The 25,984-nt window shown below is 61.4% G+C and carries 29 protein-coding genes; 13 read left to right on the forward strand and 16 right to left on the reverse strand.

The annotated features are described in order from the left end of the window. Positions 1-627 (forward strand): transposase (locus tag HU765_RS04680; protein WP_186619223.1); only part of this gene is annotated, 627 nt, incomplete at its 5' end. 102 nt (positions 628-729) lie between these two features. Here HU765_RS04680 and HU765_RS04685 read toward each other — a convergent pair. Together HU765_RS04685 and HU765_RS04690 are read right to left on the reverse strand one after the other, a co-directional pair. Then, a complete protein-coding gene (locus HU765_RS04685) occupies positions 730-1,311 on the reverse strand; it encodes a mechanosensitive ion channel family protein (RefSeq protein ID WP_186549640.1) in 582 nt (193 codons plus the stop codon). Then, positions 1,311-3,221 (reverse strand): ATP-binding cassette domain-containing protein, encoded by a 1,911-nt coding sequence (locus HU765_RS04690; RefSeq protein WP_186619224.1) that lies wholly within the window; start codon positions 3,219-3,221, stop codon positions 1,311-1,313. The genes HU765_RS04685 and HU765_RS04690 overlap by 1 nt, the downstream gene beginning before the upstream one ends. A 50-nt stretch (positions 3,222-3,271) precedes the next feature. Here HU765_RS04690 and HU765_RS04695 point away from each other — a divergent pair, with 50 nt between their 5' ends. After that, positions 3,272-3,733, forward strand: a complete 462-nt coding sequence (locus tag HU765_RS04695) for a TIGR02444 family protein (RefSeq protein ID WP_186619225.1) — start codon at positions 3,272-3,274, stop codon at positions 3,731-3,733. On the opposite strand, the gene HU765_RS04700 is transcribed toward HU765_RS04695, so the two are convergent. Beyond that, positions 3,730-4,875, reverse strand: a complete 1,146-nt coding sequence (locus HU765_RS04700; protein WP_186619226.1) for an AlgP family protein — start codon at positions 4,873-4,875, stop codon at positions 3,730-3,732. The genes HU765_RS04695 and HU765_RS04700 overlap by 4 nt on opposite strands. A 192-nt stretch (positions 4,876-5,067) precedes the next feature. Between HU765_RS04700 and HU765_RS04705 the strand changes: the two genes are divergently transcribed. Then, positions 5,068-5,733, forward strand: coding sequence for an FKBP-type peptidyl-prolyl cis-trans isomerase (locus tag HU765_RS04705; RefSeq protein WP_186549648.1), 666 nt, complete (start codon positions 5,068-5,070; stop codon positions 5,731-5,733). Positions 5,734-5,790: 57 nt separating this feature from the next. On the opposite strand, the gene rsd is transcribed toward HU765_RS04705, so the two are convergent. The 7 genes from rsd to HU765_RS04740 all read right to left on the reverse strand — a co-directional run bounded on the left by rsd (position 5,791) and on the right by HU765_RS04740 (position 12,177). Beyond that, positions 5,791-6,249 (reverse strand): sigma D regulator, encoded by a 459-nt coding sequence (rsd, locus tag HU765_RS04710; RefSeq protein ID WP_186549650.1) that lies wholly within the window; start codon positions 6,247-6,249, stop codon positions 5,791-5,793. Between the two features lie 184 nt (positions 6,250-6,433). After that, positions 6,434-6,985: a disulfide bond formation protein B gene (locus HU765_RS04715; RefSeq protein WP_186549652.1), complete on the reverse strand. Its 552-nt coding sequence runs from the start codon at positions 6,983-6,985 to the stop codon at positions 6,434-6,436. 206 nt (positions 6,986-7,191) lie between these two features. Further along, positions 7,192-8,430, reverse strand: coding sequence for a heme biosynthesis protein HemY (locus HU765_RS04720; protein ID WP_186549654.1), 1,239 nt, complete (start codon positions 8,428-8,430; stop codon positions 7,192-7,194). After that, positions 8,427-9,569: a uroporphyrinogen-III C-methyltransferase gene (locus HU765_RS04725; protein WP_186619227.1), complete on the reverse strand. Its 1,143-nt coding sequence runs from the start codon at positions 9,567-9,569 to the stop codon at positions 8,427-8,429. Before HU765_RS04725 ends, HU765_RS04720 begins: the two co-directional genes overlap by 4 nt. 16 nt (positions 9,570-9,585) lie before the next feature. Next, positions 9,586-10,353, reverse strand: a complete 768-nt coding sequence (locus tag HU765_RS04730; RefSeq protein WP_186619228.1) for a uroporphyrinogen-III synthase — start codon at positions 10,351-10,353, stop codon at positions 9,586-9,588. Continuing rightward, positions 10,350-11,291: a hydroxymethylbilane synthase gene (gene hemC, locus HU765_RS04735; RefSeq protein ID WP_186619229.1), complete on the reverse strand. Its 942-nt coding sequence runs from the start codon at positions 11,289-11,291 to the stop codon at positions 10,350-10,352. The genes HU765_RS04730 and hemC overlap by 4 nt, the downstream gene beginning before the upstream one ends. Positions 11,292-11,430: 139 nt before the next feature. Beyond that, positions 11,431-12,177, reverse strand: coding sequence for a LytTR family DNA-binding domain-containing protein (locus HU765_RS04740; RefSeq protein WP_186549662.1), 747 nt, complete (start codon positions 12,175-12,177; stop codon positions 11,431-11,433). Between the two features lie 468 nt (positions 12,178-12,645). On the opposite strand from HU765_RS04740, the gene argH reads away from it, so the two are divergent. Then, positions 12,646-14,040 carry an argininosuccinate lyase gene (argH, locus tag HU765_RS04745; RefSeq protein ID WP_186619230.1) on the forward strand — a complete coding sequence of 465 codons (1,395 nt, stop codon included), beginning with the start codon at positions 12,646-12,648 and terminating at the stop codon, positions 14,038-14,040. Between the two features lie 128 nt (positions 14,041-14,168). Here argH and HU765_RS04750 read toward each other — a convergent pair whose 3' ends face one another. Next, on the reverse strand, positions 14,169-14,828 hold the full coding sequence (locus tag HU765_RS04750; protein WP_186619231.1) for a glutathione S-transferase: 660 nt from the start codon (positions 14,826-14,828) through the stop codon (positions 14,169-14,171). Between the two features lie 124 nt (positions 14,829-14,952). Between HU765_RS04750 and HU765_RS04755 the strand changes: the two genes are divergently transcribed. The 3 genes from HU765_RS04755 (at position 14,953) to HU765_RS04765 (ending at position 18,779) form a co-directional block, all read left to right on the forward strand. After that, on the forward strand, positions 14,953-15,252 hold the full coding sequence (locus tag HU765_RS04755) for a hypothetical protein (RefSeq protein ID WP_186619232.1): 300 nt from the start codon (positions 14,953-14,955) through the stop codon (positions 15,250-15,252). 256 nt (positions 15,253-15,508) lie between these two features. Next, positions 15,509-15,754 (forward strand): TIGR02647 family protein, encoded by a 246-nt coding sequence (locus HU765_RS04760; protein WP_186549670.1) that lies wholly within the window; start codon positions 15,509-15,511, stop codon positions 15,752-15,754. A gap of 181 nt (positions 15,755-15,935) precedes the next feature. Continuing rightward, positions 15,936-18,779: a class I adenylate cyclase gene (locus HU765_RS04765; protein WP_186619233.1), complete on the forward strand. Its 2,844-nt coding sequence runs from the start codon at positions 15,936-15,938 to the stop codon at positions 18,777-18,779. A gap of 9 nt (positions 18,780-18,788) precedes the next feature. Here the strand turns inward: HU765_RS04765 and rnk are convergent, their stop codons facing one another. The 3 genes from rnk to cyaY all read right to left on the reverse strand — a co-directional run bounded on the left by rnk (position 18,789) and on the right by cyaY (position 20,016). Next, positions 18,789-19,199 carry a nucleoside diphosphate kinase regulator gene (gene rnk, locus HU765_RS04770; protein ID WP_186619234.1) on the reverse strand — a complete coding sequence of 137 codons (411 nt, stop codon included), beginning with the start codon at positions 19,197-19,199 and terminating at the stop codon, positions 18,789-18,791. A 261-nt stretch (positions 19,200-19,460) separates the two neighbouring features. Continuing rightward, on the reverse strand, positions 19,461-19,679 hold the full coding sequence (locus HU765_RS04775) for a DUF1289 domain-containing protein (protein WP_186549753.1): 219 nt from the start codon (positions 19,677-19,679) through the stop codon (positions 19,461-19,463). A gap of 4 nt (positions 19,680-19,683) precedes the next feature. Beyond that, positions 19,684-20,016: an iron donor protein CyaY gene (cyaY, locus tag HU765_RS04780; RefSeq protein ID WP_047596732.1), complete on the reverse strand. Its 333-nt coding sequence runs from the start codon at positions 20,014-20,016 to the stop codon at positions 19,684-19,686. Positions 20,017-20,334: 318 nt separating this feature from the next. Between cyaY and HU765_RS04785 the strand changes: the two genes are divergently transcribed. Genes HU765_RS04785 through HU765_RS04810 form a run of 6 tightly spaced genes read left to right on the forward strand, consistent with a single transcriptional unit; the run spans position 20,335 to position 24,941 of the window. Beyond that, the gene (locus HU765_RS04785) at positions 20,335-20,505 is read left to right on the forward strand and encodes a lipoprotein (protein ID WP_186549676.1); all 171 of its coding nucleotides are present in this window, start codon (positions 20,335-20,337) and stop codon (positions 20,503-20,505) included. 9 nt (positions 20,506-20,514) lie between these two features. Beyond that, entirely contained in the window at positions 20,515-21,762 is a 1,248-nt protein-coding gene (lysA, locus tag HU765_RS04790) for a diaminopimelate decarboxylase (RefSeq protein ID WP_186549678.1), read from the forward strand. Positions 21,763-21,765: 3 nt separating this feature from the next. Beyond that, a complete protein-coding gene (gene dapF, locus HU765_RS04795; protein ID WP_186549680.1) occupies positions 21,766-22,596 on the forward strand; it encodes a diaminopimelate epimerase in 831 nt (276 codons plus the stop codon). A 13-nt stretch (positions 22,597-22,609) separates the two neighbouring features. Then, a complete protein-coding gene (locus HU765_RS04800) occupies positions 22,610-23,335 on the forward strand; it encodes a DUF484 family protein (protein ID WP_186549682.1) in 726 nt (241 codons plus the stop codon). A gap of 2 nt (positions 23,336-23,337) precedes the next feature. Beyond that, a complete protein-coding gene (gene xerC / locus HU765_RS04805; protein ID WP_186619235.1) occupies positions 23,338-24,237 on the forward strand; it encodes a tyrosine recombinase XerC in 900 nt (299 codons plus the stop codon). Further along, on the forward strand, positions 24,234-24,941 hold the full coding sequence (locus HU765_RS04810; RefSeq protein WP_186619236.1) for an HAD-IA family hydrolase: 708 nt from the start codon (positions 24,234-24,236) through the stop codon (positions 24,939-24,941). The genes xerC and HU765_RS04810 overlap by 4 nt, the downstream gene beginning before the upstream one ends. 176 nt (positions 24,942-25,117) lie before the next feature. Here the strand turns inward: HU765_RS04810 and sutA are convergent, their stop codons facing one another. Both sutA and HU765_RS04820 read right to left on the reverse strand, forming a co-directional pair. Beyond that, positions 25,118-25,444, reverse strand: a complete 327-nt coding sequence (gene sutA / locus HU765_RS04815) for a transcriptional regulator SutA (RefSeq protein ID WP_186619237.1) — start codon at positions 25,442-25,444, stop codon at positions 25,118-25,120. 103 nt (positions 25,445-25,547) lie between these two features. Then, positions 25,548-25,973 (reverse strand): secondary thiamine-phosphate synthase enzyme YjbQ, encoded by a 426-nt coding sequence (locus HU765_RS04820; protein WP_186549690.1) that lies wholly within the window; start codon positions 25,971-25,973, stop codon positions 25,548-25,550. Positions 25,974-25,984 lie beyond the last annotated feature (11 nt).

The raw sequence follows: 25,984 nt of genomic DNA on the forward strand, positions 1-25,984 counted from the left end.
AAAAACGAAGGCGAAGATTTACGCCCTTGGACCCCACCTCCGGCAGTCTACGGCAAGCTGCAAAGCCTTTTACGACGCAGAGCTTCGCTGATACGGGCCAAAACCAGCCTGACCCAGAGCTGGGCAAATGACGCCAGTTTGAAAGGCGTGTTCGCAACTTTCATAAAGTCTATAGATCGGCTGGACTTGCTAGTTCAGAAGCAGCTCAAGGATGTCTTGCGTGAAGCTGGTTTACTGGAAGAGGTTGCCAGATGCCAAGCCATCGAAGGTATAGGTTTTCTAACTGCAACTGCTTTGGTCATGGCATACAACCGAGGCGACTTTACCAGCGGGGACTCTTATATAGCGTTCTTAGGCATGGACCTGAGAGTGAGTGACTCGGGTCAAAAAAATGGCCGTAGATATTTAACCAAGCGAGGATGCTCGGAGGTACGTCGATTACTGCATAACGCCGCCATGTCAGCCTGCCGATCAAATGCCTGGAAAGAGTTCTACAACCATCATCTCAGTTGCGGAAAAGCGACTACACAGGTGCTGGTGATGCTCGGCCGTAAACTTGCTCGAATAGCGTTCGCCCTGATGAAAAACCAGAGCGAATACCAATCGAAAGGGGGAGTTATGGCTTGATGACAACCATAGAATCTCCCACAGGAAAACGCATTTCAAATGTGGGAGCGAGCCTGCTCCGGGCGGCGTTCCGACGAAGGCGTCGGAACTGACGCCACGAAATTACTTCTCGAAGCCACTCGACGGAAACACATCCGTCCCGCGCCAGCGCCGCACCGAACGCTGGAAGAACAAGCTGTTCGGCACCTGCACCATCGCGCTACCCGTGCCCAGCTCTTCCGCCTCGATCAACGTGGTGTAGAGCAGATTGATCGCCACCACTCGCCCTTTCACGCCCGGCTTGTCCGTGGTGTCCACCAGTTCGACCACGTCGCCCAGGCGAAACGGCCCGACGGTGAAGATCAGAACCGCACAGAGCAGGTTCGACAGCACGCTCCACATCGCGAAGAACGCCACCGCCGCCACCGCGACGAACCCCGACAAGGCAGTCCACAGCACCGTCGCCGACACCCCGAGACGTTCCAGCACGAAGATCAGCGCGCTGCCCATGATCAACCAGCGCAGCACGCCACGCAGCGGCATCAGCAGCTGCGGCGGGAACGAATAGCGCTGGCCCAGGCCGGTCAGGACTCTGGCGACGAAGCGCTGGGCGAGGTAGCCCGCCAGCAGGATCAACAAAATCTGCACACCGAGCCAGATCGGCTCGACCCACATCGCTGGCAGCGGCAGCTTGAAGGCTTCCATCAGGACAACGCCTCCAGCTCCGCCTGCATGCTTTCCAGCGTCTCCAGCGCTTGCATCCACGCCTCTTCCAGCTCGGCTTCACGAATCTTCAGCCTGGCCTGCTCGGCCAGCAGATCACGCAATTCGTTCTTGCGCGCCGGTTCGTAGATATCGCTGTCGCCAAGGCTGGCATCGACCTTGGCGAGTTTTTCGTGGAGCTTGCCCAGTTCGGCTTCAAGCTTGTCGGCCTCGCGTTTATGCGGGGCGAGTTGTTGGCGCAACGCTGCTGCTGCCTGACGCTGAGCTTTCTTGTCGGTCTTGTCCGGGTTGACCGGCGTGTTGCTGACCGGCGCATTGCGCTGACGGTATTCCACCAGCCAGCGTGCGTAGTCTTCCAGATCGCCATCGAATTCTTCGACCTTGCCATCGGCGACCAGATAGAAGTTATCGGTGGTGCTCTTGAGCAAATGCCGATCGTGGGACACCACCAGCACCGCGCCGCTGAATTCCTGCAACGCCATGGTCAGCGCCAGGCGCATTTCCAGGTCAAGGTGGTTGGTCGGTTCGTCGAGCAGCAGCAGGTTCGGCCGTTCCCAGGCGATCAACGCAAGGGCCAGACGCGCCTTCTCGCCACCGGAGAAATTCAGCACCGGCTCATCGATGCGCGCGCCACGGAAGTCAAAGCCACCGAGAAAATCGCGCAGGGTCTGCTCACGCTCGCCCGGCGCCAGACGCTGCAAGTGCAGCAACGGGCTGGCCTTGGAATCGAGCGAGTCGAGTTGATGCTGGGCGAAATAGCCGACCACGGTGTTCTCGCCACGGGTCAGGCGCCCGGCCAGCGGTTCCAGCTCGCCGGCGAGGTTCTTGATCAGCGTCGACTTACCCGCACCGTTCGGCCCGAGCAGGCCAATCCGTGCACCCGGGGTCAGTTGCAGCTTGACCTTCTCCAGGATGGTTTTGTCGCCGTAGCCCAGGCGCGCATCGGACAGATCGATCAGCGGACTGGAGATTTTCGTCGACTCGCGGAAGACGAAATCGAACGGCGAATCGACGTGGGCCGCCGACAGCTCTTCCATGCGCTCAAGTGCCTTGATCCGGCTCTGCGCCTGACGGGCCTTGGTCGCCTGAGCCTTGAAGCGGGCGATGTAACTTTCCATGTGCGCACGTTGCGCCTGCTGCTTCTCGTAGGCCTGTTGCTGCTGGGCCAGACGCTCGGCACGGGCGCGTTCGAACGCGGTGTAGCCGCCACGGTAGAGCGTCAGTTTGCGTTGATCGACATGCGCCACGTGGTCGACGACTTCGTCGAGGAAGTCGCGGTCGTGGGAAATCAGCAGCAAGGTGCCCGGATAGTTTTTCAGCCAGTCTTCGAGCCAGATGATCGCATCGAGGTCGAGGTGGTTGGTCGGTTCGTCGAGCAGCAACAGGTCCGAGGGGCACATCAAGGCTTGCGCCAGGTTCAGACGCATCCGCCAGCCACCGGAGAAATCGCCGACCTGACGGTCCATCTGCTCGTTGGTGAATCCAAGCCCGGCGAGCAGCTTGCGCGCTCGCGCGTCGGCGGTGTAGCCGTCGGCGCTGTCGAGTTCGGCGTGCAGACGGGCCAGTGCGGTGCCGTCGTGGGCCTGCTCGGCGGCAGCGAGGTCGCGTTGCACCTCGCGCAGTCGCAGGTCGCCATCGAGCACATAGTCGACCGCCAGGCGCTCGAGGGTGTCAACCTCCTGGCGCATGTGCGCAATGCGCCAGTCGGCCGGCAGCAGGCAGTCGCCCGAATCCGGATGCAACTCGCCGCGCAGCAAGGCGAACAGGCTGGATTTGCCGGCACCGTTGGCGCCGATGAGGCCGGCTTTGTGGCCGGCGTGCAGGGTCAGCTCGGCGTCTTCTAGCAGACGTTGCGGGCCACGCTGTAAAGTCAGGTTCTGAAGTCGGATCATAATGGCGGCGGAGTCTACCAGCTTCGCTCACAACTGGCGCGAGTAGCACGATGTCCTCTGACCTGTGGAGCTTTGCCCTGAATGTCTACGCCCGACCGGGCGTCGAAAATGCCTGCCTGCAACTGCAAACGGCGGGGGCCAACGTCTGCCTGCTGTTGTGCGGCTTGTGGCTGGAACACCGTGGGGTCGCTTGCGATGAACAACGCGTGCGCCAGCTTCAGGCGCTGACCGAGCCCTGGGATCGCGACGTCGTGCAGCCACTGCGTGCAGTGCGCCTGCAATGGAAAGCCGCAGCCTTGGAAGATGCGCTGTTGCAAGGCATGCGCGAGCAAATCAAATCACTCGAACTTGAGGCAGAACGCGCGCTGCTGTCGCGGCTTGAGGGGATGGCGCAGGGGTGGGCGCGAAACGCCAGTGGTTCAGTGACCTGGATTGAAGGCCTGGCCGGCGCTGCGGCCAGCCCGAACCGCGACGCGCTGCAAGTGCTGCGCGTCGCGGCGACCGGCACTTAGGAAGCGCTGGCCGGGGTGCTGCTGACGCCCGACACAGCGGCTGGCGCTGGCGCCGGGGCAGTAGTCGAGTTGGCGGCGGGAGCCGGTGCTGCGGTCGAAGCCGAAGGCGCCGCAGTGGCTGGCTTCCCGGCTGGAGCCGGTTTGGCGGCTGCTGGCTTGGCAACCGCCGGCTTTTTCACGGCAGGCTTCGCGGCGGGCTTGGCTGCTGGCTTGGCGGCAGGTTTTGCCGCAACAGGCTTGGCGGCAGTCGCTGGTTTAGCCGCGGCGGCCGGTTTCGCGGCGGGCTTGGTTGCCGGTTTCGCGGCTGCTTTCACGGCGGGTTTTGCGGCTGGCTTGGCAGCAGGTTTTGCCGCTGCTTTTGCGGCCGGTTTGGCGGCAGCAGGTTTCGCAGCGGGCTTGGCCGCAGCGGTTTTCGCAGCAGGTTTTGCGGCGGGTTTGGCGACCGCTTTGGCGGCGGGTTTGGCGGCTGCGGCTTTCGCCGGGGCTGCTTTGGTAGCAGCGGGTTTAGCCGCTGGCTTGGCCGCGACAGTTTTGCTGGCCGGCTTGGCGGCAGCGGGTTTTGCAGCGCTTGTAGCAGCCGGTTTTTTCGCCGCCGGTTTGGCCACGGTTTTAGCCGTCGGTTTTGCCGCCACTTTCACCGGTGCCTTGGCAGCAGGCTTGGCCGCAGCCGTCTTCGCTACAGGTTTGGCAGCAGCCGGTTTGGCCACGGCTTTCTTCGCCGGTGCCGCCGCCGGTTTGGCCGAACGGGCGGACAATACTTTGCCCACGGCTTCTTGCACGCGGCCAACACCCTGGGCCAGTTTCAGGCTTTCCTGGGCATCGCGCTTGAGTTGCAGAATGTAGCTGCGCGTGTCGGACTGACGATCCTTCAGGGCATCGAGCAGCTCTTCCAACTCCTGCACGGCGGCCTTGGCTTTGTTCTGTGCCTTGGCTTTACCGGCGGTGGCTGCATCCTGCAATTTGGTGCGCGACTTGTGCAGTTTTTCTTGCGCCTTGCCGCGTTGCTTTTCCAGTTTGGCGAGCAGTTTTTCAGCATCAGCCAAGGCTTGGGAGCAAGCGTTTTCCAAATGCTCGAGCAGGCTGCCCGAGAGTTGTTGGAGTAAGTGCAACGGAGTATTTACAGGCTTCTTGGTGGCCGACATGGTTTACCTCCTGGCTGACGTGGGTGCGGCTCATACTAGACCTCTGCTGATACCGCCGCTAGGGCATCTTGACAGTATCGAAACCGTTGCGTTGCACCGAAGCGAAAATGTCATGCGCGAAAACAAAAGCAGTTCACCGTTGCAGCCGTTCGCGCTGGCATAATCCAGCGCATCTCAGGACGGAGAGTGCCGATGTCGCGCTACTTTTTTTTAACCCTCTGCCTGGTTTTTTCGGCGGCCCACGCCACTGAAAAAACCACGGCCAACGATGCTCACGACCTGGCTTACAGCCTCGGGGCCAGCCTCGGTGAGCGCCTGCGCCAAGAGGTCCCGCAGCTGCAGATCCAGGCGCTGATCGAAGGCCTGCAACAGGCTTATCAGGGTAAGCCACTGGCATTGAGTGAAGCGCGCATCGAACAGATTCTGGCCGAACATGAATCGCAAAATGCCGAACAGTCATCGCGCTCTTCAAGCGATGCGGCGATGGCAAACGAGCAACGTTTTCTCAGCGCGGAAAAAGCCAGACCCGGCGTGAAGGAACTGGCCGATGGCATCCTGCTGACTGAGCTCGCTCCGGGCACCGGCGCCAAGGCCGGCCCCGACGGAAAAGTGCAGGTGCTGTATATCGGCAGGCTGCCGGACGGCACTGTCTTCGATCAGAACACTCAGCCACAGTGGTTCAATCTAGACAGTGTGATCGCCGGCTGGCGCACCGCATTGCAGAACATGCCGGTGGGCGCCAAATGGCGACTGGTGATTCCTTCGGATCAGGCGTATGGCGCCGACGGTGCCGGCGACTTGATCGCGCCGTTCACGCCTTTGGTGTTCGAAGTGGAATTGCGCGGCGCGACCCATTGAGCAGGCAATAAAAAACGGTGCGCCTGGGGCGCACCGTTTTTTTGATCAGGGTTCGGATCAGGCCTGAACCGCCGCTTCTTCCTTGTGCGCGTTATGCAGCACTTCAATCAGGCAGTCTTCGAGCTCGAAGCGCTCGTGCAGCAGTCCGCCCAGCTCCTTGAACTTCTCGGCAACGCATTTGCCTTCTTCGCACAGATCGTTGAAGGCGAGCAGCTTCTCGGTAATCACATCGATACGTGGATAAATCGTATCGGCGAGTTCCAGGCCGCGCTTGTCATTGAACGCCTTGGCTTCGCCGGTGAGCTGTTCGTAGATTTCGAAGTGGCCGGCCGAGACGTAATCGACCAGCACACCGCAGAATTCCAGCAAAGGCTTGCGGCTCTCCGACAGTGCCTCAGGCTTGTCACCGAGCAGGTCATAGACCCTGATCAGTTCTTCACGCTCCTGTAACCAGCGGTCGATCAGCAGATGAACTCCACCCCAACGTTCCTGAGCATTCTGACAACTTTCGAGCATGGCGATCTCTCTTCCCTTGTGGGTCATGCTGCTCTACACCCGCGTCCCGCTTCTGATTTTGGCTTGTGGGGATGGTCGGGCAGAGCGTCATCGAGCAACATAATTCCAATGACACGTGCCGGCCAGATTATGCCCGCACGCCTATGGCTTCAAGGTACGCAGGAGATAAAGTTCATACAAGTGTTTAATCCCTCAGCAGCACCGGGTGCGACGCTTCGCCGCTGAACGGGCGTTGTAGAGCATTCCAGGCCAGCCGCAACAATTGGTACACCGCGAGTATCGAGACCGCGACAAAGAACAACAGGCTCCACTCCGGAATGCTCAGGTCAAACAATGTCCAGGAAATTTCCGCGCAGTCGGCACCGCCGTTAAACATCCGTTGCAAGGCGCACACCCACGGCAGGGCACTGAACAGCGGCTCGGCGGCGGGTGTGCATTTGACCATCTGCAACAGCGGATCACTCTGAATCAACACTTGCCGCCAGGCTGCCGTGGTCCCGCCAAGGCTGGCGCCCAGCGCACACAGCCAGTAGAGCCCAAGACCGGCACGCCGGGGGCCGTGCACCGCCGCCACACCACAGCAAATGCACAGCAGCGTAAGGAACAGGCGCTGCACCAGGCACAGGCTGCACGGCGTCAGACCGACCGTGTATTCAAGGTAATAAGAAGCTCCCAGAGCAAAGGCTCCTGCAATGAAAGCCATGAAGAACAAGGAGCGTGAGCAGGCCAACGACATGGCTTTTCCGTAACAGTAGAGACAGAGGGTTACGGTAGAGGAAAGCGTGTCAGCCTTTCAAGGCGAGGCCCTGCCGACAGTTCACCAGAGGTGTAGGGAAAACCCGACAGGTTCAAGAGGAATATGGGTAACGCACCGTAGGACTTTTTACCGAGCGCGCGACGAAGTTAAAAAGAATGTACGAGGGAGCCGCCTCCCTCGTCACTTCAGATGCGCGCGGAAACCGGCAGTGGCGCGGCCAGCAGGCGCTCATCCAGCAGACCCAGACCTTCCTGGAACAACTGATTGCTGCGTTCGGTATCGCCCAGCTGCGCCAGCAAGCGCGCCAGCTCCGCACAGGTCTCAGGATTGCGCTGCAACTGCAAGCTGCTCTCCAGATAGTCTCTCGCCTTGCCCCACAGACTGGCTTGCAGACACAGGCGTCCCAGGGTCAGCAGCAGACTCGGATCGGCCGGGTGTTCCTTGAGCCAGCCTTCGGCGGTTTGCAGTTGGCGTACCGGGTCGCTGCCACGGACCAAGCCGTAGAGACGCGCCAAATGGCTGTCGTACTTGCGTTTGAGGGCCGTACGCAGCACTTCTTGCGCCTCGACCTGAGCACCCAGCTGACGCAATTGTTCAGCATAGGCCAACACCAGCGGCGGCTCTTGACGCTGCGCCGCGGTGAGCTGCTCCCAGGCGCGTTTCAGCGATTGCAGACCCACCGTGCCATCGTCTTCACGCTGCGCCGCCAACGACAGGTTTTCACCCCAGGCGCGACGCTCCAGCTCGGCCAGTTCAGCCGGTGGCAGCACTTTGTCCTTGCGCAGTTCCGGCAGCAAGCGAATCACCGCCGACCACTCACCCCGCTGCTGATACAGCCGCTGCAACTGGCGCAAGGTCTGTGCGCTGCGCGGGTGCCGCTCATGCATGGCTTGCAGCGTCACCAGTGCGCCATCGGTATCGCCGCGATCGGTCTGCAATTGTGCATGGCTCAAGGCAATCGCCAGTTCAGCCTGAGGCTGACGCTCCAGTGCGCGTTCGAGCAGGCGGTCGCATTCTTCGTAATGACCTTGCTCGTTGGCCGCACGGGCCGCACCGAGGTAAAACAACAGCGGCTGCCGCTCGGCTTCCGCTGCACGGGTCAGATGCCGCTGCGCACTGGCCCAGCGCCCTTCCGCCAGATCCAGTTGACCGTGCTCGATTGCCACCTGCACGCGACGACTGCGGTTGCGCCGCGACCATGGATTGACCACGCCGGTGGAAGTCATGATCAGCTCGACCAGCGCCTTGATCCCCCAGAACAGCAGCCACAGCACCGCGACCACCGCCAGTGTCGCCCACAGGCTCGACTCGTAGCGGAAACTCTTGTACGCCACCAGCACGTAACCGGAATGCTCGGCAATCGCCAGGCCCAGCGCCGCGGTGGCGGCGATCACCAGAAACACGATCACATACAGGCGTTTCATGGCGTCGCCTCCTGCGCGGTATTGCCGGCAGGTCTGGCAAACGGTTTCACCGATTCTTCGGCGTTGACGTTACGTCGCTCCAAATACGCTTGCACCGCACTCAGGGTGCCGGCCAGATCGGGGGTGACGACTGTGACCGGCTCCTTGCTCAGCTCGCCGACCTGCTCAAGCATCACTTTGCTTTGCGCATTGTCCGGATTGAAGTTGCCCTTGAGCACATCACGCGCCTCGGCCAGCGCCTGGGTGTAGACCGCCGCCTGACCGTTGAGCGCCGCCCACTGCGCCTGCTCCAGCGCCAGACTCAGGGCCAGGCGGACCTGGCTCAGGCTCTGCCCGGCCAGCAGCGGCCGTACATTCTTGTCCGCGTTGAAGTCGATACGGATGTAGCGCGAAACCTGATCCCACCACTGCGCCCAGCGACTGGCGCCATCACCGTCAGCGGTCAAGCCCAGCAGCGACTCACCGCGGTCCTTGTACTCCGGAGCCAGTTCGGTGAGGTCGATAACCTGATCGCGCAGCGCACCGAGGCGCAGGAATAATCCGGTCCGGTCCGGCTGCTCAGTGCTGCGCAACGCGACAAGGGTTTTCGCCACTTGCTCACGAGCGGCGAAGGCGCCCGGATCGTTCTGTTCGCGGAGAATTTCGTCGGCGCCCTGCACCAGCGCCTGAGCGCTGCTGATGTCCTGCAACGCCGACAGACGCAGACTGGCGAGGCGCAACAGGTGCTCGGCCTCGGCCAGGCGCCAGTCCTTGCGACTGGCCCCCAGGACCGTTTCCAGACGCTGATTGAGGCGCTGCTGATCACCTTGCAGTTGCGTCACCAGACGTTGGCGCTCGGCAAGCTCGTCGGCGCCGGGCAACTGCGCGAGGCGCTCGGTCAGGCGCTGCTCGTTGAGCTTCAGACTCTGCGCCTGATCGTTCAAGGCCTGCACCTGAGCGGACTGCTGTTGGGTATTGGTTTGCAGGTGGCGTACCTGCCACACACCCCAGCCGCCGATCGCCACGCCAGCGGCGCCGAGCAGCACGGCGACTATGGCCAGTCCATTGCCCCGGCGCGGTTCTTTGGCCGGCGCTGGCGTTTCAACCTGGGCATCGGTCACAGGTTGCACATCATCTTTAGGCAAGGCTGTTTCGCTCACGTATCCATCCTTTGCATCAGAAAACGGGCGCGGGATGTTCCCGCAACGCCGTCAGCAAAGCCGCGGCACTGGCGCCACGACAATCCACAACTGTCTGGGCCCCGGCGGCACATGCCAGCTCGGCCACCCTGGGGCTTGGTACAAACAACGGCAACCGCGCAATCGTCGGCCAGACCTCCCCGGCCATTTCGCGCAGGTGCTCGAAACCCTGTCCACTGCTGACCACCAGCCCGTTCAAGCGTTCCGCTTCGATCCGCCGTGGCAGCTCGTTCGGGGCGTAGGCTGGCAGGTCGCGCCGGTACAACTCCAGATACTCGACACTAGCACCAAGCGCGCGCAGGCGCTCGGCGAGCAGTTCACGCCCGCCCTCACCGCGCAGGATCAACACCTGCGCACCGGGCTGGCTGATCGCCTCGCGCAGACGCGGCAGTTGCAGCAAGGCTTCGCTGTCGTCGCCGTCCGCCGGGAAGCTCACATCGAGACCGTACTCGCGAAGAATTTCTGCGGTCGCCGCGCCGACACTGAACCACGGCATCGCCAATGACGACGTGCCTGCGGACTTAAGCAGATCCACCGCGATCCGCGCCGCCGGTTTGCTGACCACAATCACTGCGCCGCAAGCCGGCAGCCGCGCAATCGCCTGGCGCATTGTGGCAGAGACCGGCAAAGGAGCAATTTCCAAAAGCGGCAGGCAACTGCTGAAAATCCCTTCTGCGGCCAACGTCGCGGCCAGCGCCGCACAGTCATCCGCAGGGCGCGTCAGCAGCAGGCGCCAGCCTTTCACTCGTGACCTGCCTCGCCGTAAACCGCTTTGAGGATGTCGTCGGCACCCTGGCTGAGCAAGGCTTCGGCAACCTTCACGCCCAACGCTTGGGCTTCGACCCGCGGCGCCCGGGCTTCGGCGCTGAGCAGCTTGCCGCCGCTGGGCTCGCCGACCAGACCACGCAACCACAACTGCTCGCCCTCAAGCACGGCGTAGCAGGCGATCGGCACTTGGCAGCCGCCATTTAAATGTTTGTTGAGGGCACGCTCGGCAGTGACGCGCGAGGCGGTATCGGCGTGATGCAGCGGTGCAAGCAAGGCGTGGATGTCTGTATCGGCGCTGCGGCACTCGATGCCGACCGCGCCCTGACCACCGGCCGGCAAGCTGTCATCGACACTGATTGCCGAGGTGATGCGGTCTTCGAACCCCAGGCGAATCAGCCCCGCCGCGGCAAGAATGATCGCGTCGTATTCGCCAGCATCGAGTTTGGCCAGGCGGGTGTTGACGTTGCCGCGCAGAAAGCGGATTTGCAGGTCCGGACGGCGCGTCAGCAATTGCGCCTGACGACGCAAACTGGAAGTGCCGACGATGGCGCCGGCCGGCAACGCGTCGAGGCTTTCGTAAGTATTGGAAACGAAGGCATCGCGCGGGTCTTCTCGCTCGCAGATGCAAAAAAGGCCGAGGCCTTCAGGGAAGTCCATCGGCACATCTTTCATCGAGTGCACGGCAATATCCGCTTCATTTTCCAGCAGCGCGGTTTCCAGCTCCTTGACGAACAGCCCCTTGCCACCAATCTTCGACAGCGGTGAGTCGAGCAGCTTGTCGCCGCGACTGACCATGGGCACCAGTGTCACCAGCAAACCCGGATGGGCTGCCTCAAGACGGGCTTTGACGTATTCGGCCTGCCAGAGGGCCAGCGCACTTTTACGGGTGGCGATGCGGATTTCGCGAGAGGACATGGATCAATCCGTACTGAATAGATACGGCGGATAATAACAGCTCAGCCAAATCCACTTTGACTTGAATCAGAAATGGCGTGGCCTCCCTGGCCTTAAATGCCTGATGAACAGTCGCAAGCGCCCCCGGCAATGACCGGAGTTACAGGCCCTGCATCATTTTGCGCACACCGGCCACATGCCGACGGCTGACGATCAGCGCATCGCCATTGAGGCCTTTGAGGAATAACTGGAAATGGCCCAGCGGTGTGCGTTGCAGGCGCTCGATACGGTCGCGGGCGACCAGCGCATTACGATGGATACGCACGAAGCGTTCGCCAAACTCGTCCTCCAGCGCCTTGAGCGGTTCATCCAGCAGCACTTCACCGGCTTCGTGGCGCAAGGTCACGTATTTGTGGTCGGCGATGAAGTAGACCACCTGATCCAGCGGGATCAGTTCAATACCTTTGCGGGTGCGGGCGCTGATATGGCTGCGCGGACCGTTGCCACTTTCGGCAGCGGGCCGGGTCAGGGCGGAGAGTTGCGCCCGGTTGGGACGGTCGGCCCGTTTCAGGGCGTCCTGCAAGTGTTCGGTTCGCACGGGTTTCACCACATAGCCCACGGCGCTGGCCTGCAGGGCTTCCACGGCAAATTCATCGGGACTGGTGCAAAACACCACGGCGGGCGGCGTTTCTCGTTCGCACAGTCGGGCAGCCACCTGCAGGCCATCGAGGCCCGGCATGCGGATATCGAGCAAGACGATATCCGGCTTGTGGCTGTCAATCAGCGCTAACGCCTCCTCGCCATTCGTGGCGCCGGGCTCCAGGACTGTATAACCCTCAAGTTCGCTCACCATTCGGCTGAGGCGCTCGCGAGCCAGGGGTTCGTCATCAACGATCAGGACATTCATATTGCGCTGGATTCCTGCGTGAGTCTCGCACAAGGATAGCGTAGACAGGTGAAGTGACGTCCGTCACCGCGATCCACGCTAAGACTAGCCCGAGCGCCAAAAAGTGCCGTACGTCGGCCAGCAATATTTGCCAGTGTCCGGGTCGTACTGCTCAGAGCCCGCTGTTTCCTGCGTTTCTCACGGGGTTGACGCAAGGACAACTCACCCGCCCCCTCTTTTTATAGTCAGTGGCAGACCTTCACATGATCCGCATTCGCACCGACCCTTCTGTCCACTGTAGACGTTCGTCGGAACGATATTGCTCAATCGAAAAATATCCTTTCGTAAATTCTTCGCAGGCAGCGCCGGACATGCCTGACACATCGCGAAAAAACCTGTCGACCGGTGTCAGCGACAGGATTGGCAACCCTGTTATTATCCGCGCCAGCGTTTCACGCCTTCTTTCTTCAAGCCGATACGAGCGAATTCATGAGCACTGACAAGACCAATCAGTCCTGGGGCGGCCGCTTCAGTGAACCCGTCGACGCCTTCGTCGCCCGCTTCACCGCCTCCGTCACTTTCGACCAGCGCCTGTATCGCCACGACATCATGGGTTCGATCGCCCACGCCTCCATGCTGGCCAAGGTCGGCGTGCTGACCGATGCCGAGCGCGACAGCATCATCGATGGCCTGAACACGATTCAGGGCGAAATCGAGGCGGGCCAATTCGACTGGCGTGTCGATCTCGAAGACGTGCACATGAACATCGAAGCGCGCCTGACCGATCGCATCGGCGTCACCGGCAAAAAGCTGCACACCGGGCGCAGCCGCAACGACCAGGTCGCTACCGATATCCGTCTGTGGCTGCGTGACGAAATCGACCTGATCCTCGCGGAAATTACCCGCCTGCAAAAAGGCCTGCTGGAACAGGCCGAGCGTGAAGCGGCGAGCATCATGCCGGGCTTCACTCACCTGCAGACCGCGCAACCGGTGACCTTCGGCCACCACATGCTGGCCTGGTTCGAAATGCTCAGTCGTGACTATGAACGTCTGGTCGACTGCCGCAAACGCACCAACCGCATGCCGCTGGGCAGCGCCGCACTGGCCGGCACCACCTACCCGATCGATCGCGAATACACCGCGCAATTGCTGGGGTTCGACGCCGTTGGCGGCAACTCGCTGGATAACGTCTCCGATCGCGATTTCGCCATTGAATTCTGTTCTGCCGCGAGCATCGCCATGATGCACCTGTCGCGCTTCTCCGAAGAACTGGTGCTGTGGACCAGCGCGCAGTTCCAGTTCATCGACCTACCCGACCGCTTCTGCACCGGCAGCTCGATCATGCCGCAGAAGAAAAACCCTGACGTGCCCGAGCTGGTGCGCGGCAAGACCGGCCGGGTGTTCGGTGCACTGATGGGCCTGCTGACCCTGATGAAAGGCCAGCCGCTGGCCTACAACAAGGACAATCAGGAAGACAAGGAACCGCTGTTCGACGCCGCCGATACCCTGCGTGACTCGTTGCGCGCCTTTGCCGACATGATCCCGGCGATCAAGCCTAAACACGCGATCATGCGTGAAGCGGCCCTGCGCGGTTTCTCCACCGCGACCGATCTGGCGGACTACCTGGTACGCCGTGGCCTACCGTTCCGCGACTGCCACGAAATTGTTGGCCATGCGGTGAAATACGGCGTCGACACCGGCAAGGACCTGGCGGAGATGAGCCTGGAAGAACTGCGTCAGTTCAGCGATCAGATCGAGCAGGACGTGTTTGCCGTGTTGACCCTGGAAGGCTCGGTGAATGCCCGCGACCATATCGGCGGGACTGCGCCGGCGCAGGTCAAAGCTGCTGTGGCGCGCGGTCAGGCGTTGCTCGCCAGCCGCTAAAAGCAAAAGCTTCGCGAGCAAGCCCGCTCCCACAGGGTATTTCTGTTGGTCACACATGTTGTGTTCAACAGAAAACTCCTGTGGGAGCGAGCCTGCTCGCGAAGGCTGACTTCAGAGCGCTATAAATTTCACTTCTTGGCAGCAACCATCGCCAAAAACGCCGGCATCGCCGCATCCTTGTCCGCGGCAATCTTCTGCACATGCGCGCTCTGCTCAAGCCGTTCCAGCAGTGCCTTCGCCCCTGGCATCTCGGCGAGCAAATCAATCCCGAACAGCTTCTGCCCGACCGCACACGCCAGCGGCACGCTGTAGAGGAAATACAAGTCGGCAATGCTCAGGCTGTCGCCCGCCACGTACGGGGCAAACTTGCCGTGACGGCCCAGCGCAGCAAAGCCCAGCAGCAACTCGGTTCTGGTCTTTTCCTTGATTGCCTCTGGCAGGGTCATGCCGAAGAATGCCTCGCCGTAACAGGCACGGCCCGGCAGTTCGATGTACAGCTCGATCTCCTTGGCGATCGCCAGCACTTGGGCACGAGCGAACGGATCGCTCGGCAACAATGGCGTGCCTCGCTGGGTCTGTTCCAGGTATTCAAGGATGATCGCCGTCTCGTTGATGAAGCCGGCATCGACGCCCAGCACCGGGACCTTGCCGCGCGGGCTGATGGCCAGTGATTCCAGGGTTTGCGTCGGGTAGAAGGTCACCTCTTCGAAGGGCAGGCCTTTTTCCAGCAGCGCCAGTTTGACCATGTTGTAGTAATTGCTGACAGCGAATCCGTAGAGCTTGAACATCACAGAGCCTCCAGGCCGTGCGGGGTGGGCAGCGCCTGTTTATAGATCGCGGCGGCGTTTCTCGCCAGCAGCATCACGCCGCTGAATGCAGGTAAACTGGCGCCCTTACCTAAAGGAGCCTGCCATGAGCGAGCCGACAGATATCGTCAATGATGATGACGAAGAAGCATTCACCGAGGCGACCCTGATCGAAGCCATCGAGAACCAGATCGAGAGCGGCAACCCGCCAGCGGCCAAAGCGACTTTTAACAAACTGACGCTGGTGGGCACGGAGCGCGACAAGATCCTTGAACTGATGGCGCATGTGTTGGCTTACGAGATTGACGCGATGCTGGATGAAGACCGTCCGTTCGACACTCAATGGTACGAAGCGGCGCTGCGTGCGCTGCCTGAGCTGCCTGAGCTGCCACCGGAAAAGCAGTAACGCCCCCGATCCTGTAGGAGTGAGCCTGCTCGCGATTGCATTCTTCCAGTCGACGGTGATGTGATTGAAAGAACGTAATCGCGAGCAGGCTCACTCCTACAAGGTTTGTTACGCATCCCTCCAGCCATCTCCTGCCGCCGGACTACACTGGAATCCGCCTCAAGACAAAATCCCTGAGCTGAGCACTGGACATGCCGCACCAGCGGGTTCACCTTAGGGGCGCTGTCGTCCAATTCCTAGAAAGTCTGGAGTCCTTATGTCGCTTACCCCTGAGTTGGTTGCCGAACTGGAAGTCCTTGCACTCTTTCCCCTGGACAGTTCCCAGGAAGGTCTGAAAATTCATCAGACCGCTGCCCCCAAACACATCGCCGCTGCCCAGCGCCTGTTTGATAAAGACCTCACTGATCAGCCCGATGGCGGCTATCTGACCAGCCTCGGTCGCGATGCCGCGCAAAACGTGCAGACCGTGCTGACGATTCTGAAAGAGCAAGAAACCGCCTGATCCCCCTGACTTTGCCCACGGGAACTCCTGCCACGGGATTTCCGCGGGCCCGCTTGGTCTGTGCGGGAAAAATCTGACAGCAAAAACCAAATTCAGCTTAAACGTCCCGCTGTGCTAAGGCTAAACTGCCTTCCATTCCGAGACCCTCTACGTCCGAGCCTGCGAGCCGGTTTGAGCTGACATGACGCGCACCCACGAAATCCGCCCCGACCTGGACGAGGGAATCGACCGCAAGGTACTCAGCCAGCTGCGCGCGCGTTTTCTCAAACTCAATGAAGGTCGCCTGGGCCGCGCGCTTGAAGGCTTGTCGACGCGCCAGCAAAGCGTGCTGACGCTGCTGCCGCTGTTCTTCCACGTCAATCATCCGCTGCTGCCGGGCTATGTCTCGGGCAGTACGCCGGCCGGCCTGTCGAATTACGAGCCGGACGCCGACACGCTGGCCGAAGCCCAACGCCTGACCCGTTCATTCGCCTACAAACCACGCCATGGCAGTAATCCGCCGCGGCCGATTCACGGCCTGTTCCTGATGGGCAGCCTCGGCACTCTCGCCCAAGCGGATCAGAGCGACATGGACGTGTGGGTGTGCCACGCGCCGGACCTGAGCGACAGCGAACTCGCCGAGCTGAGCAAGAAATGCCAATTGCTCGAAAGCTGGGCCGCGAGCCAGGGCGCCGAAGCCCACTTCTTCCTGATCGATCCGGCGCGCTTCGTCAAAGGCGAACGCGACACCCAGCTCAGTTCGGAAAACTGCGGCAGCACTCAACACTATCTGCTGCTGGACGAGTTCTATCGCACGGCGATCTGGCTGGCCGGGCGCACACCGATCTGGTGGCTGGTGCCGGTTTATGAAGAAACCGCCTACGACGCCTACACCCACACCCTGCTGTCCAAACGCTTTATTCGCGCTGACGAAACCCTCGACCTCGGGCCGATGGCGACGATTCCGCCGGGGGAGTTTATCGGTGCCGGTTTATGGCAGCTGTTCAAGGGCATCGAGTCGCCCTACAAGTCGGTGCTCAAGCTGCTGCTGACCGAGGTCTACGCCAGCGAGCATCCGCACGTGCAATGCCTGAGCCTGCGCTTCAAAAAAGCCGTGTTTGCCAATCAGCTCGATCTCGATGAGCTGGACCCGTACATGGTCGTGTACCGGCGTATCGAGGAATACCTGATTGTCCGCAACGAGCCGGAACGCCTGGAGCTGGTGCGCCGCGCGCTGTATCTGAAGGTCAACCGCAAGCTCACCGGCAATAGCCGCAGCCAGGGTTGGCAACGCGTGTTGCTCGAGCGTTTAGCCAGCGAATGGCATTGGGATCAGCGGCAACTGGCGCTGCTCGACAGTCGCAGCCAGTGGAAAGTCCGCCAGGTCAGTGCCGAGCGCCGTGCGCTGGTCAACGAACTCAACTACAGCTATCGCTTTTTGACCCAGTTCGCGCGCAGCGAGCAGACCGTCAGCCTGATCAACAAGCGCGACCTCAACGTCCTCGGCCGTCGCCTCTATGCGGCCTTCGAGCGCAAGGCCGACAAGGTCGAGTTCATCAACCCGGGCATTGCCCCGGACCTTGCCGAAGACACCCTGACCCTGGTGCAGTCGCGCAACAAAAAGGAACCGGGGCAAACCCAGTGGGGCCTGTACAACGGCAGCCTCACCGCGCTGGAGTGGGAACACTTCGCGCCGATCAAGCGCAGCCGCGAGTTGCTCGAACTGCTGACCTGGTGTCACCGCAACGGCGTCATCGACAGCAGCACGCGCCTGGCCCTGCACCCCGGCACCAGTGACCTGAGCGAATTCGAACTGTTCAACCTGCTGGGCAGCCTGCAACAGTGCATCGCCCTGCCCTTGCCGACTGTTGCCGAAGAGGCACTGCTGCGGGCGGCCGTGCCCAGCGAGGTGCTGATGCTGATCAATGTTGGCGTCGACCCGCTCAAGCATCACCGCGACCTGAACATTTTGATGACCACCGAGCGCACCGACTCGCTGAGCTATGCCGGCGTGCGCGAGAATCTTGTACTGACGCTGGATCAGGTCACGCTCAACAGCTGGAACGAAGTGCTGGTCAATCGTTTTGACGGCCCGCACGCCTTGCTCGACTGTCTGCGCGACTACCTCAACAACTTGCCGCGCGGGCCGTTGCAACCGTCACTGAAGGTGCGTTGCTTTTGCCACAACCGCGCGCAGTTCATTGCGCGCCGCGTCGAAGAAATCGTCGACACCGCCCAGACCCTGTTGCTCAGTAACTTGAATCACCGCTACTTGATCCAGGTGCAGCAGCACTATCACGTGCTGGAACTGGTGCCGGGCCAAGTCAACCATGTCGCCCTCGCCACCCTGCCGGCGCTACTCGATTATCTGGGCGAAGAACAGCCGCGCTACAGCCCGCTGCACCTGGACCCGATGGCGCTGGAAGATCAAGACATTGCGCTGATCCTGCCGATGGGCCAGCCGGAATGCATTCAGGTGTTCTTCCGGACGACCGAGCAGCAGGCCGAGCTGTACGTGCTGGATGAGTTCAATGCGCTGTGGCAACAGCGGCTGCCCTACCACGACGAGCAGAGTCTGCTGGTGCCACTGCAGCGCTTCCTGCAATCGATACAGTTCCGCCGCGAAGCCGTGCTGCCGATGGAGGCCGGCCCGGAGGCGAGGCTGGAGACTTTGTATTACCAGTTATTGCCATCCGGCCCGGGCCGGGCACGGCGGGTCGAAGCGCGACCGGCGCCGCAGACACCGGTGAACAAGCCGTTCTATGACGTGCAGGCAATCATCGGTAAAGCCGCACCGGGAACCGTGCAGGTCACCTTGTATTGCAATCAGCGGGAATTCAGCGAGCTGGAGCATGGCGACCAGCTGTTCAGCGTGGTCGCCCGCGAGATCGTCGAACAGCGCCGTGAAGCCGAACGGTATCGCTGCTACATCACCGATCTCGACCTGTCGGGCCTGCTCGGCGACGGGCAAAGTTCGAGCAATCTGTATCTGCGCTACAAGGCAGACCTGGAGCGCTCGTTGAATGAAGCGCTCGAACAGGTGTGAGGCAGGGGTTTACTCGGGAAAGGCGCCGCCGTTGACCGGTTGCGATTCCACTTCCAGCAAGGTCAGTTTCAACGACTTGCCGCCCGGAGCCGGCCAGTCGATGTGCTGACCGACCTTCAGGCCCAGCAACGCGCTGCCGACCGGCGCCAGAATCGAAATCTTGCCTGCGTCGGCGTTGGCGTCTTTTGGATAAACCAGCGTCAGGTGGTAATCCTTGCCACTGCCTTCTTCACGGCAATGCACGCGAGAATTCATGGTCACGACATCAGCGGGCACTTCATCGTGGCCGACCACGGTATCGGCGCGGTCCAGCTCGGTTTGCAGCGCAATCACGCCCGGCAACGTCTCATCGAGGCTGTCAATCAGGCGCTCCAGACGTTGCACGTCCAGACGGGTAAGGGTGATGGAAGGTGCGGTCATGATCCGGGCAGACTCCTTTCTTCTGCACAAAAAAAGCAAAACCCCGCCAAAAAAGACGGGGTTTTCACCGTGCCTCGGTGGTTTGAGGCGTCTGCGGACACTATCACAGCTCAAAAAATATACAAGCCACGCACTTTCAGGCTGTAGATATAACCCCCGTGGCGAGGGGATTTATCCCTGTTGAGTCGCGTAGCGGCTCCAAAAATCCTGACGACTGCTGCGCAGCCGAACGGGGATAAATCCCCTCACCACAGGATAGAGTCAGGCTTGAGATTTTCGTTGCGCAGCCTGCTGGCAGATCACGCGCCGGCGCTGGTCGTCCGCCGAACGCCATTCACGAATGTCTTCGACATGACGGAAACAGCCCTGGCAAACCTTCTGCTCATCCAGCCGGCATACACCGCTGCACGGCGACGGCACCGCCGGGCTGACGTTGCTGTAGAGCGGCTTGGGTGGCCGAACAGGAGCGGCGTCAGTCAGCAACTCACAGGCCCTCGAAATCGAATTCGACACCGGCCTGCTGTTTGACGATGCGCTCAAGCATCTCGCCCAATTGCTCCTCGCTCTTGTCGCACATCCAGCGCTCGCTTTCTTCGTCGTAGTCGAAGTGAAAACCACCGGACACCGCCGCCAGCCACAGCTGCCGCAGCGGCTCCTGGCGACTGAAGATCAACTGGCTGCCGTTTTCGAATTTGACGGTCAGCACACCGGCCGAGCTTTCCAGATCAATGTCCAGATCGCTTTCATCAAAGATGTCTTCCAGTTTTTCCTGGGTTTCATCGACCAGATCGTGGAAACGGGCTTCGGACAAACTCATTGCGGCAACCTCAAAAAATGTCTGATCAGGCTCAAGCAGCCGAAAGATACGGACGCTGCCGGCCGATTGCAAAGGATTACGACCGGGTGCCTGCCCCTCCATCGGCAACACCGTCCTGTGGGAGCGAGCCTGCTCGCGAAGGGGTCGGCAGACTCGCCGACTTCATCGCCTGACACTCCGCCTTCGCGAGCAGGCTCGCTCCCACAAGGGTTACGAGTATCTCGGCGAGCCCCGCCGGACGGGAGGGCCATCACATAGGCAAGCTGCCGGGTGGCCGGTATACTCCGGCGCAATTAACGCATTTTCAAGGATTTCGCCATGAAGCGCCTGATCTCGTCCCTTGCTGCGCTCGTCGCGGTTGCCTGCCTTGTATCGGCCTGCGGTCAAAAAGGCCCGCTGTACCTGCCCGACGACAGTCAAGACCCGGCCGAACAAGCCCAGTCTTCGCAGAAACAACCGTCCAAAGCACACAAGCACGACGTTTATTAAGGGATCGCCATGGACGCTTTTAACTACCGTGGCGGCGAGCTGTTTGCGGAAGGCGTGGCACTGTCCGCCATCGCCGACCGCTTCGGCACGCCCACCTATGTTTACTCGCGCGCACACATCGAAGCGCAATACCTGGCCTATGCCGATGCGCTGGCCGGCATGCCACACCTGGTGTGCTTCGCGGTCAAAGCCAACTCCAACCTCGGCGTATTGAATGTCCTGGCCCGTCTCGGCGCCGGTTTCGACATTGTTTCCCGTGGCGAGCTGGAACGTGTTCTGGCCGCTGGCGGCAGTGCCGACAAGATCGTCTTCTCCGGTGTCGGCAAGACCCGTGACGATATGCGCCGTGCGCTGGAAGTCGGCGTGCACTGCTTCAACGTCGAATCCACCGACGAGCTCGAGCGCCTGCAAGTGGTCGCCGCCGAGCTGGGCGTTCGCGCCCCGGTTTCGCTGCGCGTGAACCCGGACGTCGATGCCGGCACCCACCCGTACATTTCCACCGGTCTCAAAGAAAACAAGTTCGGCATCGCCATCGCTGACGCCGAAGACGTGTACGTACGTGCCGCGCATCTGCCGAACCTGGAAGTGGTCGGTGTCGATTGCCACATCGGTTCGCAACTGACCACGCTGCCGCCGTTCATTGATGCACTGGATCGCTTGCTCGACCTCGTCGATCGCCTCGGCGACTGCGGCATCCACCTGCGCCACATCGATCTCGGTGGTGGCCTGGGCGTGCGTTATCGCGATGAAGAGCCGCCATTGGCCGCCGACTACATCAAAGCCGTGCGCGAGCGCCTGAACGGTCGCGATCTGGCGCTGGTGTTCGAACCGGGCCGCTTCATTGTCGCCAACGGCGGCGTGCTGCTGACACAGGTCGAGTACCTCAAGCACACCGAACACAAGGATTTCGCCATCGTCGACGCGGCGATGAATGATCTGATCCGCCCGGCGCTGTATCAGGCCTGGATGGACGTCACGGCGGTCAAACCGCGCGACAGCGCTGCGCGCCACTACGACATCGTCGGCCCGATCTGCGAAACCGGCGACTTCCTTGCCAAGGACCGCGAACTGGCGCTGGAAGAAGGCGACTTGCTGGCGGTGCATTCGGCCGGTGCGTACGGTTTCGTCATGAGCTCCAACTACAACACTCGCGGCCGTGCCGCCGAAGTGCTGGTGGATGGTGATCAGGTTTTTGAAGTGCGTCGCCGCGAAACCGTGGCCGAGCTGTTTGCCGGCGAAAGCCTGCTGCCGGAGTAACCCATGCTGCTGCGTTTTACCAAAATGCACGGCCTGGGCAACGATTTCATGGTCCTCGACCTGGTCAGCCAGCACGCGCACATTCAGCCCAAGCACGCCAAACAATGGGGCGACCGGCACACCGGTATCGGTTTCGACCAGTTGCTGATTGTCGAAGCACCGAGCAACCCGGACGTGGATTTCCGCTATCGGATCTTCAACTCCGACGGTTCCGAAGTGGAACAGTGCGGCAACGGCGCGCGTTGCTTTGCCCGTTTCGTGCTCGACAAACGCCTGACCGCCAAACGTCAGATGCGCGTCGAGACCAAGGGCGGCATCATCGAACTGGACGTGCGTAACGACGGCCAGATCGGCGTGAACATGGGCGCACCGCGTCTGGTGCCGGCGGATATCCCGTTCGAAGCGCCAGCCCAGGCCAGCAGCTATCAGCTGGAAGTCGATGGCACCACGGTCGAACTGGCCGCCGTGTCGATGGGCAATCCCCATGCGGTCATTCGCGTGGACGACATCAACAGTGCACCGGTGCATGAACTGGGGCCGAAGATCGAACACCATCCGCGCTTCCCGGCGCGGGTCAATGTCGGTTTTCTTCAGGTCATCGATCGGCACCGTGCGCAATTGCGCGTCTGGGAACGCGGCGCCGGGGAAACCCAGGCCTGCGGCACCGGCGCCTGTGCCGCCGCGGTTGCCGCCATCACTCAGGGGTGGATGGATTCGCCGCTGTTGATCGACCTGCCCGGCGGGCGTCTGTCCATCGAGTGGGCAGGCCCGGGCCAACCGGTGTTGATGACCGGTCCGGCAGTGCGTGTATACGAAGGACAAGTGCGTCTTTGAGCGAGCGAAAATCATGACCGACAAGCCTCAGGTACCCGCCCGACAGACCGACGAATCAGCGTCCGAAAGCCTGGAAGCGGCAGCGGTTGCCGCCTACCTGGAGGCTCATCCGGACTTTTTCGTCGAACACGAAGAACTGCTGCCATCCCTGCGCATTCCGCATCGGCGCGGCGACACCGTGTCGCTGGTCGAGCGACAGATGACCCTGCTGCGCGACCGTAACATCGAGATGCGCCATCGCCTTTCGCACCTGATGGACGTCGCCCGTGACAATGATCGCCTGTTCGAAAAAACCCGCCGCCTGATTCTCGCGCTGATGGATGCGTCGAGCCTGGAGGACGTGGTGATCAGTGTCGAAGACAGCCTGCGCCAGGATTTCCAGGTGCCTTTTGTCAGCCTGATCCTGCTCGGCGACAACCCGGCTCCGGTCGGCCGCTGGGTGACCCACGCCGACGCGCAAACCGCCATCGGCGGCCTGCTCGCCGAAGGCAAAAGCGTCAGCGGCAGCCTGCGCGAGCATGAGCTGGATTTCCTCTTTGGCGAAGAACAGCGCCAGCAGATCGGCTCGACGGCGGTCGTTGCCGTCAGCCATCAGGGCATCCACGGCATTCTGGCCATCGCCAGCCGTGATCCGCAGCACTACAAGAGCTCGGTCGGCACCCTGTTCCTCAGCTACATCGCCGAGGTCATGGGCCGCGTGCTGCCACGGGTCAACAGCTCCCTGCGCTCGGTGCGCTGAGCATGGAACGGCAACTGGACGCTTACTGCGAACACCTGCGCAGTGAGCGCCAGGTGTCGCCGCACACGCTGTCGGCGTATCGCCGCGACCTCGACAAGGTTCTCGGCTGGTGCATCAAGCAGAACATCGGCAGTTGGGCTGCGCTGGACATCCAGCGTCTGCGCAGCCTGATCGCTCGGCTGCACGCACAAGGCCAGTCCTCGCGCAGCCTCGCCCGCCTGCTCTCAGCGGTGCGCGGGCTTTATCACTATCTGAACCGCGAAGGCCTTTGCGACCATGATCCGGCCACGGGTCTGGCGCCGCCGAAAGGCGAACGTCGCCTGCCGAAAACCCTAGACACCGACCGCGCGCTGCAACTGCTCGAAGGTGCGGTCGAGGATGATTTTCTTGCCCGGCGCGATCAGGCGATTCTGGAGTTGTTCTATTCTTCGGGGCTACGCCTGTCCGAGCTGACCGGACTCAATCTGGATCAACTGGACCTGGCCGACGGCATGGTCCAGGTACTTGGCAAAGGCAGCAAAACCCGGCTGTTGCCCGTTGGCAAAAAAGCCCGGGAAGCGCTTGAGCACTGGCTGCCGTTGCGCGCGCTGACCAACCCGGCCGACGACGCCGTGTTCGTCAGCCAGCAAGGCCGGCGTCTGGGTCCACGGGCGATCCAGGTGCGGGTCAAACTCGCCGGCGAGCGCGAACTGGGGCAGAACCTGCACCCACACATGCTCAGGCACTCCTTTGCCAGCCATTTGCTCGAGTCGTCCCAAGACCTGCGCGCGGTGCAGGAGTTGCTCGGCCACTCCGATATCAAGACCACGCAGATTTACACCCACCTCGATTTCCAACATCTGGCGGCGGTCTATGACAGCGCCCACCCAAGGGCCAAACGCATGAAAGGCGACGATTCATGAGCATTCAGTTGATCACCTTCGACCTTGACGACACCCTCTGGGACACCGCCCCGGTGATCGCCAGCGCCGAAACCGTGCTGCGCGAATGGCTGAGCGACCACGCGCCGAATCTGGGCGCGGTGCCGGTGGAACATTTGTGGGCGATTCGCGAGCGCGTGCTGGCGGGCGAGCCGGGCCTGAAGCACCGCATCAGTGCACTGCGCCGACGCGTGCTGTTTCATGCATTGGAAGACGCCGGGTATGAGCGCGACGAGGCGTCGGCCTTGGCGGACAAGGGTTTTGACGTGTTTTTGCATGCACGGCATCAGATCGAAGTGTTCCCCGAGGTCGAGCCGCTGCTGGAGGGTCTCGCCAATCACTACGCCCTCGGCGTTGTCACCAACGGCAATGCCGATGTGCGCCGGCTGGGGCTGGCGGATTATTTCAAATTTACCTTGTGCGCCGAAGACATCGGCATCGCCAAGCCGGATGCGCGACTGTTTCACGAGGCCTTGCAGCGTGGCGGCGTAAGCGCCGAAGCGGCGGTGCATGTCGGCGATCATCCCGGCGATGACATCGCCGGCGCGCAGCAGGCAGGCTTGCGTGCGGTGTGGTTCAACCCGGCGGGCAAGGTCTGGGAGGCAGAGCGCTTGCCGGATGCCGAGATTCGCAGCCTCACCGAATTGCCAGCGGTATTGGCGCGCTGGAATGCCACCTCGAATTAACACGCGCCCCCTGTAGGAGTGAGCCTGCTCGCGATAGCGGTGTGTCATTCAATTCGATGTATCTGACAAACCGCTATCGCGAGCAGGCTCACTCCTACAGGGAGATTGCGCTGGCTTTGCGGGCATGAAAAAGCCCGCAGCGACGGCGGGCTTTTTCAGCAAGCGAGCGACACGCCTCAGATAGGGCGGCTGCCGTACTTGTTGTCCGGCTTCTTGGGCGGATCGGCGACCACGTTGGCCTCCACTTCCTGCACCTTGCCACCGCGCGCAAGGAATTCTTCCATGGCCTTGGCCAGGGCGTCACGTTCCTTGTTCTTGGCCTCGATACTCGGCAACTCGTCGACCGATACCGCAGCCTTGGCTTTGCCTTTGACAGCCGGGGCCGGCGTATCGTCACCGCCATCGTCTTCGGCAACGTCTTCCGCTGCCGCTTCCAGGCCTTCCTCGGCCTCGTCTTCGTCGCCTACTTCGAGGTCGTCGTTTTCCAGATCATCGTCGCTCATGTTCTACCTCATGACTTGCCAAAAGCAGATTAGTTATAGACCAGCTTTGGCGACTGTCGTAAGCCGCCGTTAAAAAATCATTCCGCCGCTGCTGATCAGCGGCTTATGCCCCTTCACCGTGCAAGGTGGCGAGGACTTTACGGGCACCGCCATGATCTCGGTGCTCGCCCAGATAAACGCCTTGCCAGGTGCCCAGTGCCAGGCGACCCGCCGAAACCGGCAGGCTGATCTGGCAGCCCAGCACGCTGGCCTTGAAGTGCGCCGGGAGGTCGTCCAGGCCTTCGTCGTTGTGCTCATAGCCGTCTGTTCCTTGTGGGATCAGACGATTGAAAAATCGTTCGAAGTCGCGACGAACTGCCGGATCGGCGTTCTCGTTGATGGTCAACGACGCCGAGGTGTGCTGCAGCCACAAATGCAACAGACCGACCCGACAGGTCTTGAGTTCAGGCAAGCCGGCAAGCAACTCGTCCGTTATCAGATGAAAGCCCCGGGGCCTTGCCCGCAGGGTTATCAGAGTCTGTTGCCACATACAGTTCTCCG

Source organism: Pseudomonas sp. SWRI81 (genome assembly GCF_014268545.1).
GTDB classification, from domain to species: Bacteria; Pseudomonadota; Gammaproteobacteria; order Pseudomonadales; family Pseudomonadaceae; genus Aquipseudomonas; species Aquipseudomonas hamedanensis.

Bases quoted from the DNA above. Each gene is read 5' to 3' on its own strand.
- HU765_RS04785 (WP_186549676.1), top strand. From the start codon at position 20,335: ATGAAGCGCCTGATCTCGTCCCTTGCTGCGCTCGTCGCGGTTGCCTGC.
- cyaY (WP_047596732.1), bottom strand. From the start codon at position 20,016: ATGAGTTTGTCCGAAGCCCGTTTCCACGATCTGGTCGATGAAACCCAG.
- lysA (WP_186549678.1), top strand. From the start codon at position 20,515: ATGGACGCTTTTAACTACCGTGGCGGCGAGCTGTTTGCGGAAGGCGTG.
- HU765_RS04690 (WP_186619224.1), bottom strand. From the start codon at position 3,221: ATGATCCGACTTCAGAACCTGACTTTACAGCGTGGCCCGCAACGTCTG.
- sutA (WP_186619237.1), bottom strand. From the start codon at position 25,444: ATGAGCGACGATGATCTGGAAAACGACGACCTCGAAGTAGGCGACGAA.
- HU765_RS04820 (WP_186549690.1), bottom strand. From the start codon at position 25,973: ATGTGGCAACAGACTCTGATAACCCTGCGGGCAAGGCCCCGGGGCTTT.
- HU765_RS04700 (WP_186619226.1), bottom strand. From the start codon at position 4,875: ATGTCGGCCACCAAGAAGCCTGTAAATACTCCGTTGCACTTACTCCAA.
- argH (WP_186619230.1), top strand. From the start codon at position 12,646: ATGAGCACTGACAAGACCAATCAGTCCTGGGGCGGCCGCTTCAGTGAA.
- rsd (WP_186549650.1), bottom strand. From the start codon at position 6,249: ATGCTCGAAAGTTGTCAGAATGCTCAGGAACGTTGGGGTGGAGTTCAT.
- HU765_RS04740 (WP_186549662.1), bottom strand. From the start codon at position 12,177: ATGAATGTCCTGATCGTTGATGACGAACCCCTGGCTCGCGAGCGCCTC.
- dapF (WP_186549680.1), top strand. From the start codon at position 21,766: ATGCTGCTGCGTTTTACCAAAATGCACGGCCTGGGCAACGATTTCATG.
- HU765_RS04760 (WP_186549670.1), top strand. From the start codon at position 15,509: ATGTCGCTTACCCCTGAGTTGGTTGCCGAACTGGAAGTCCTTGCACTC.
- HU765_RS04810 (WP_186619236.1), top strand. From the start codon at position 24,234: ATGAGCATTCAGTTGATCACCTTCGACCTTGACGACACCCTCTGGGAC.
- HU765_RS04705 (WP_186549648.1), top strand. From the start codon at position 5,068: ATGTCGCGCTACTTTTTTTTAACCCTCTGCCTGGTTTTTTCGGCGGCC.
- HU765_RS04685 (WP_186549640.1), bottom strand. From the start codon at position 1,311: ATGGAAGCCTTCAAGCTGCCGCTGCCAGCGATGTGGGTCGAGCCGATC.
- HU765_RS04715 (WP_186549652.1), bottom strand. From the start codon at position 6,985: ATGTCGTTGGCCTGCTCACGCTCCTTGTTCTTCATGGCTTTCATTGCA.
- xerC (WP_186619235.1), top strand. From the start codon at position 23,338: ATGGAACGGCAACTGGACGCTTACTGCGAACACCTGCGCAGTGAGCGC.
- hemC (WP_186619229.1), bottom strand. From the start codon at position 11,291: ATGTCCTCTCGCGAAATCCGCATCGCCACCCGTAAAAGTGCGCTGGCC.
- HU765_RS04755 (WP_186619232.1), top strand. From the start codon at position 14,953: ATGAGCGAGCCGACAGATATCGTCAATGATGATGACGAAGAAGCATTC.
- HU765_RS04750 (WP_186619231.1), bottom strand. From the start codon at position 14,828: ATGTTCAAGCTCTACGGATTCGCTGTCAGCAATTACTACAACATGGTC.
- rnk (WP_186619234.1), bottom strand. From the start codon at position 19,199: ATGACCGCACCTTCCATCACCCTTACCCGTCTGGACGTGCAACGTCTG.
- HU765_RS04695 (WP_186619225.1), top strand. From the start codon at position 3,272: ATGTCCTCTGACCTGTGGAGCTTTGCCCTGAATGTCTACGCCCGACCG.
- HU765_RS04765 (WP_186619233.1), top strand. From the start codon at position 15,936: ATGACGCGCACCCACGAAATCCGCCCCGACCTGGACGAGGGAATCGAC.
- HU765_RS04800 (WP_186549682.1), top strand. From the start codon at position 22,610: ATGACCGACAAGCCTCAGGTACCCGCCCGACAGACCGACGAATCAGCG.
- HU765_RS04720 (WP_186549654.1), bottom strand. From the start codon at position 8,430: ATGAAACGCCTGTATGTGATCGTGTTTCTGGTGATCGCCGCCACCGCG.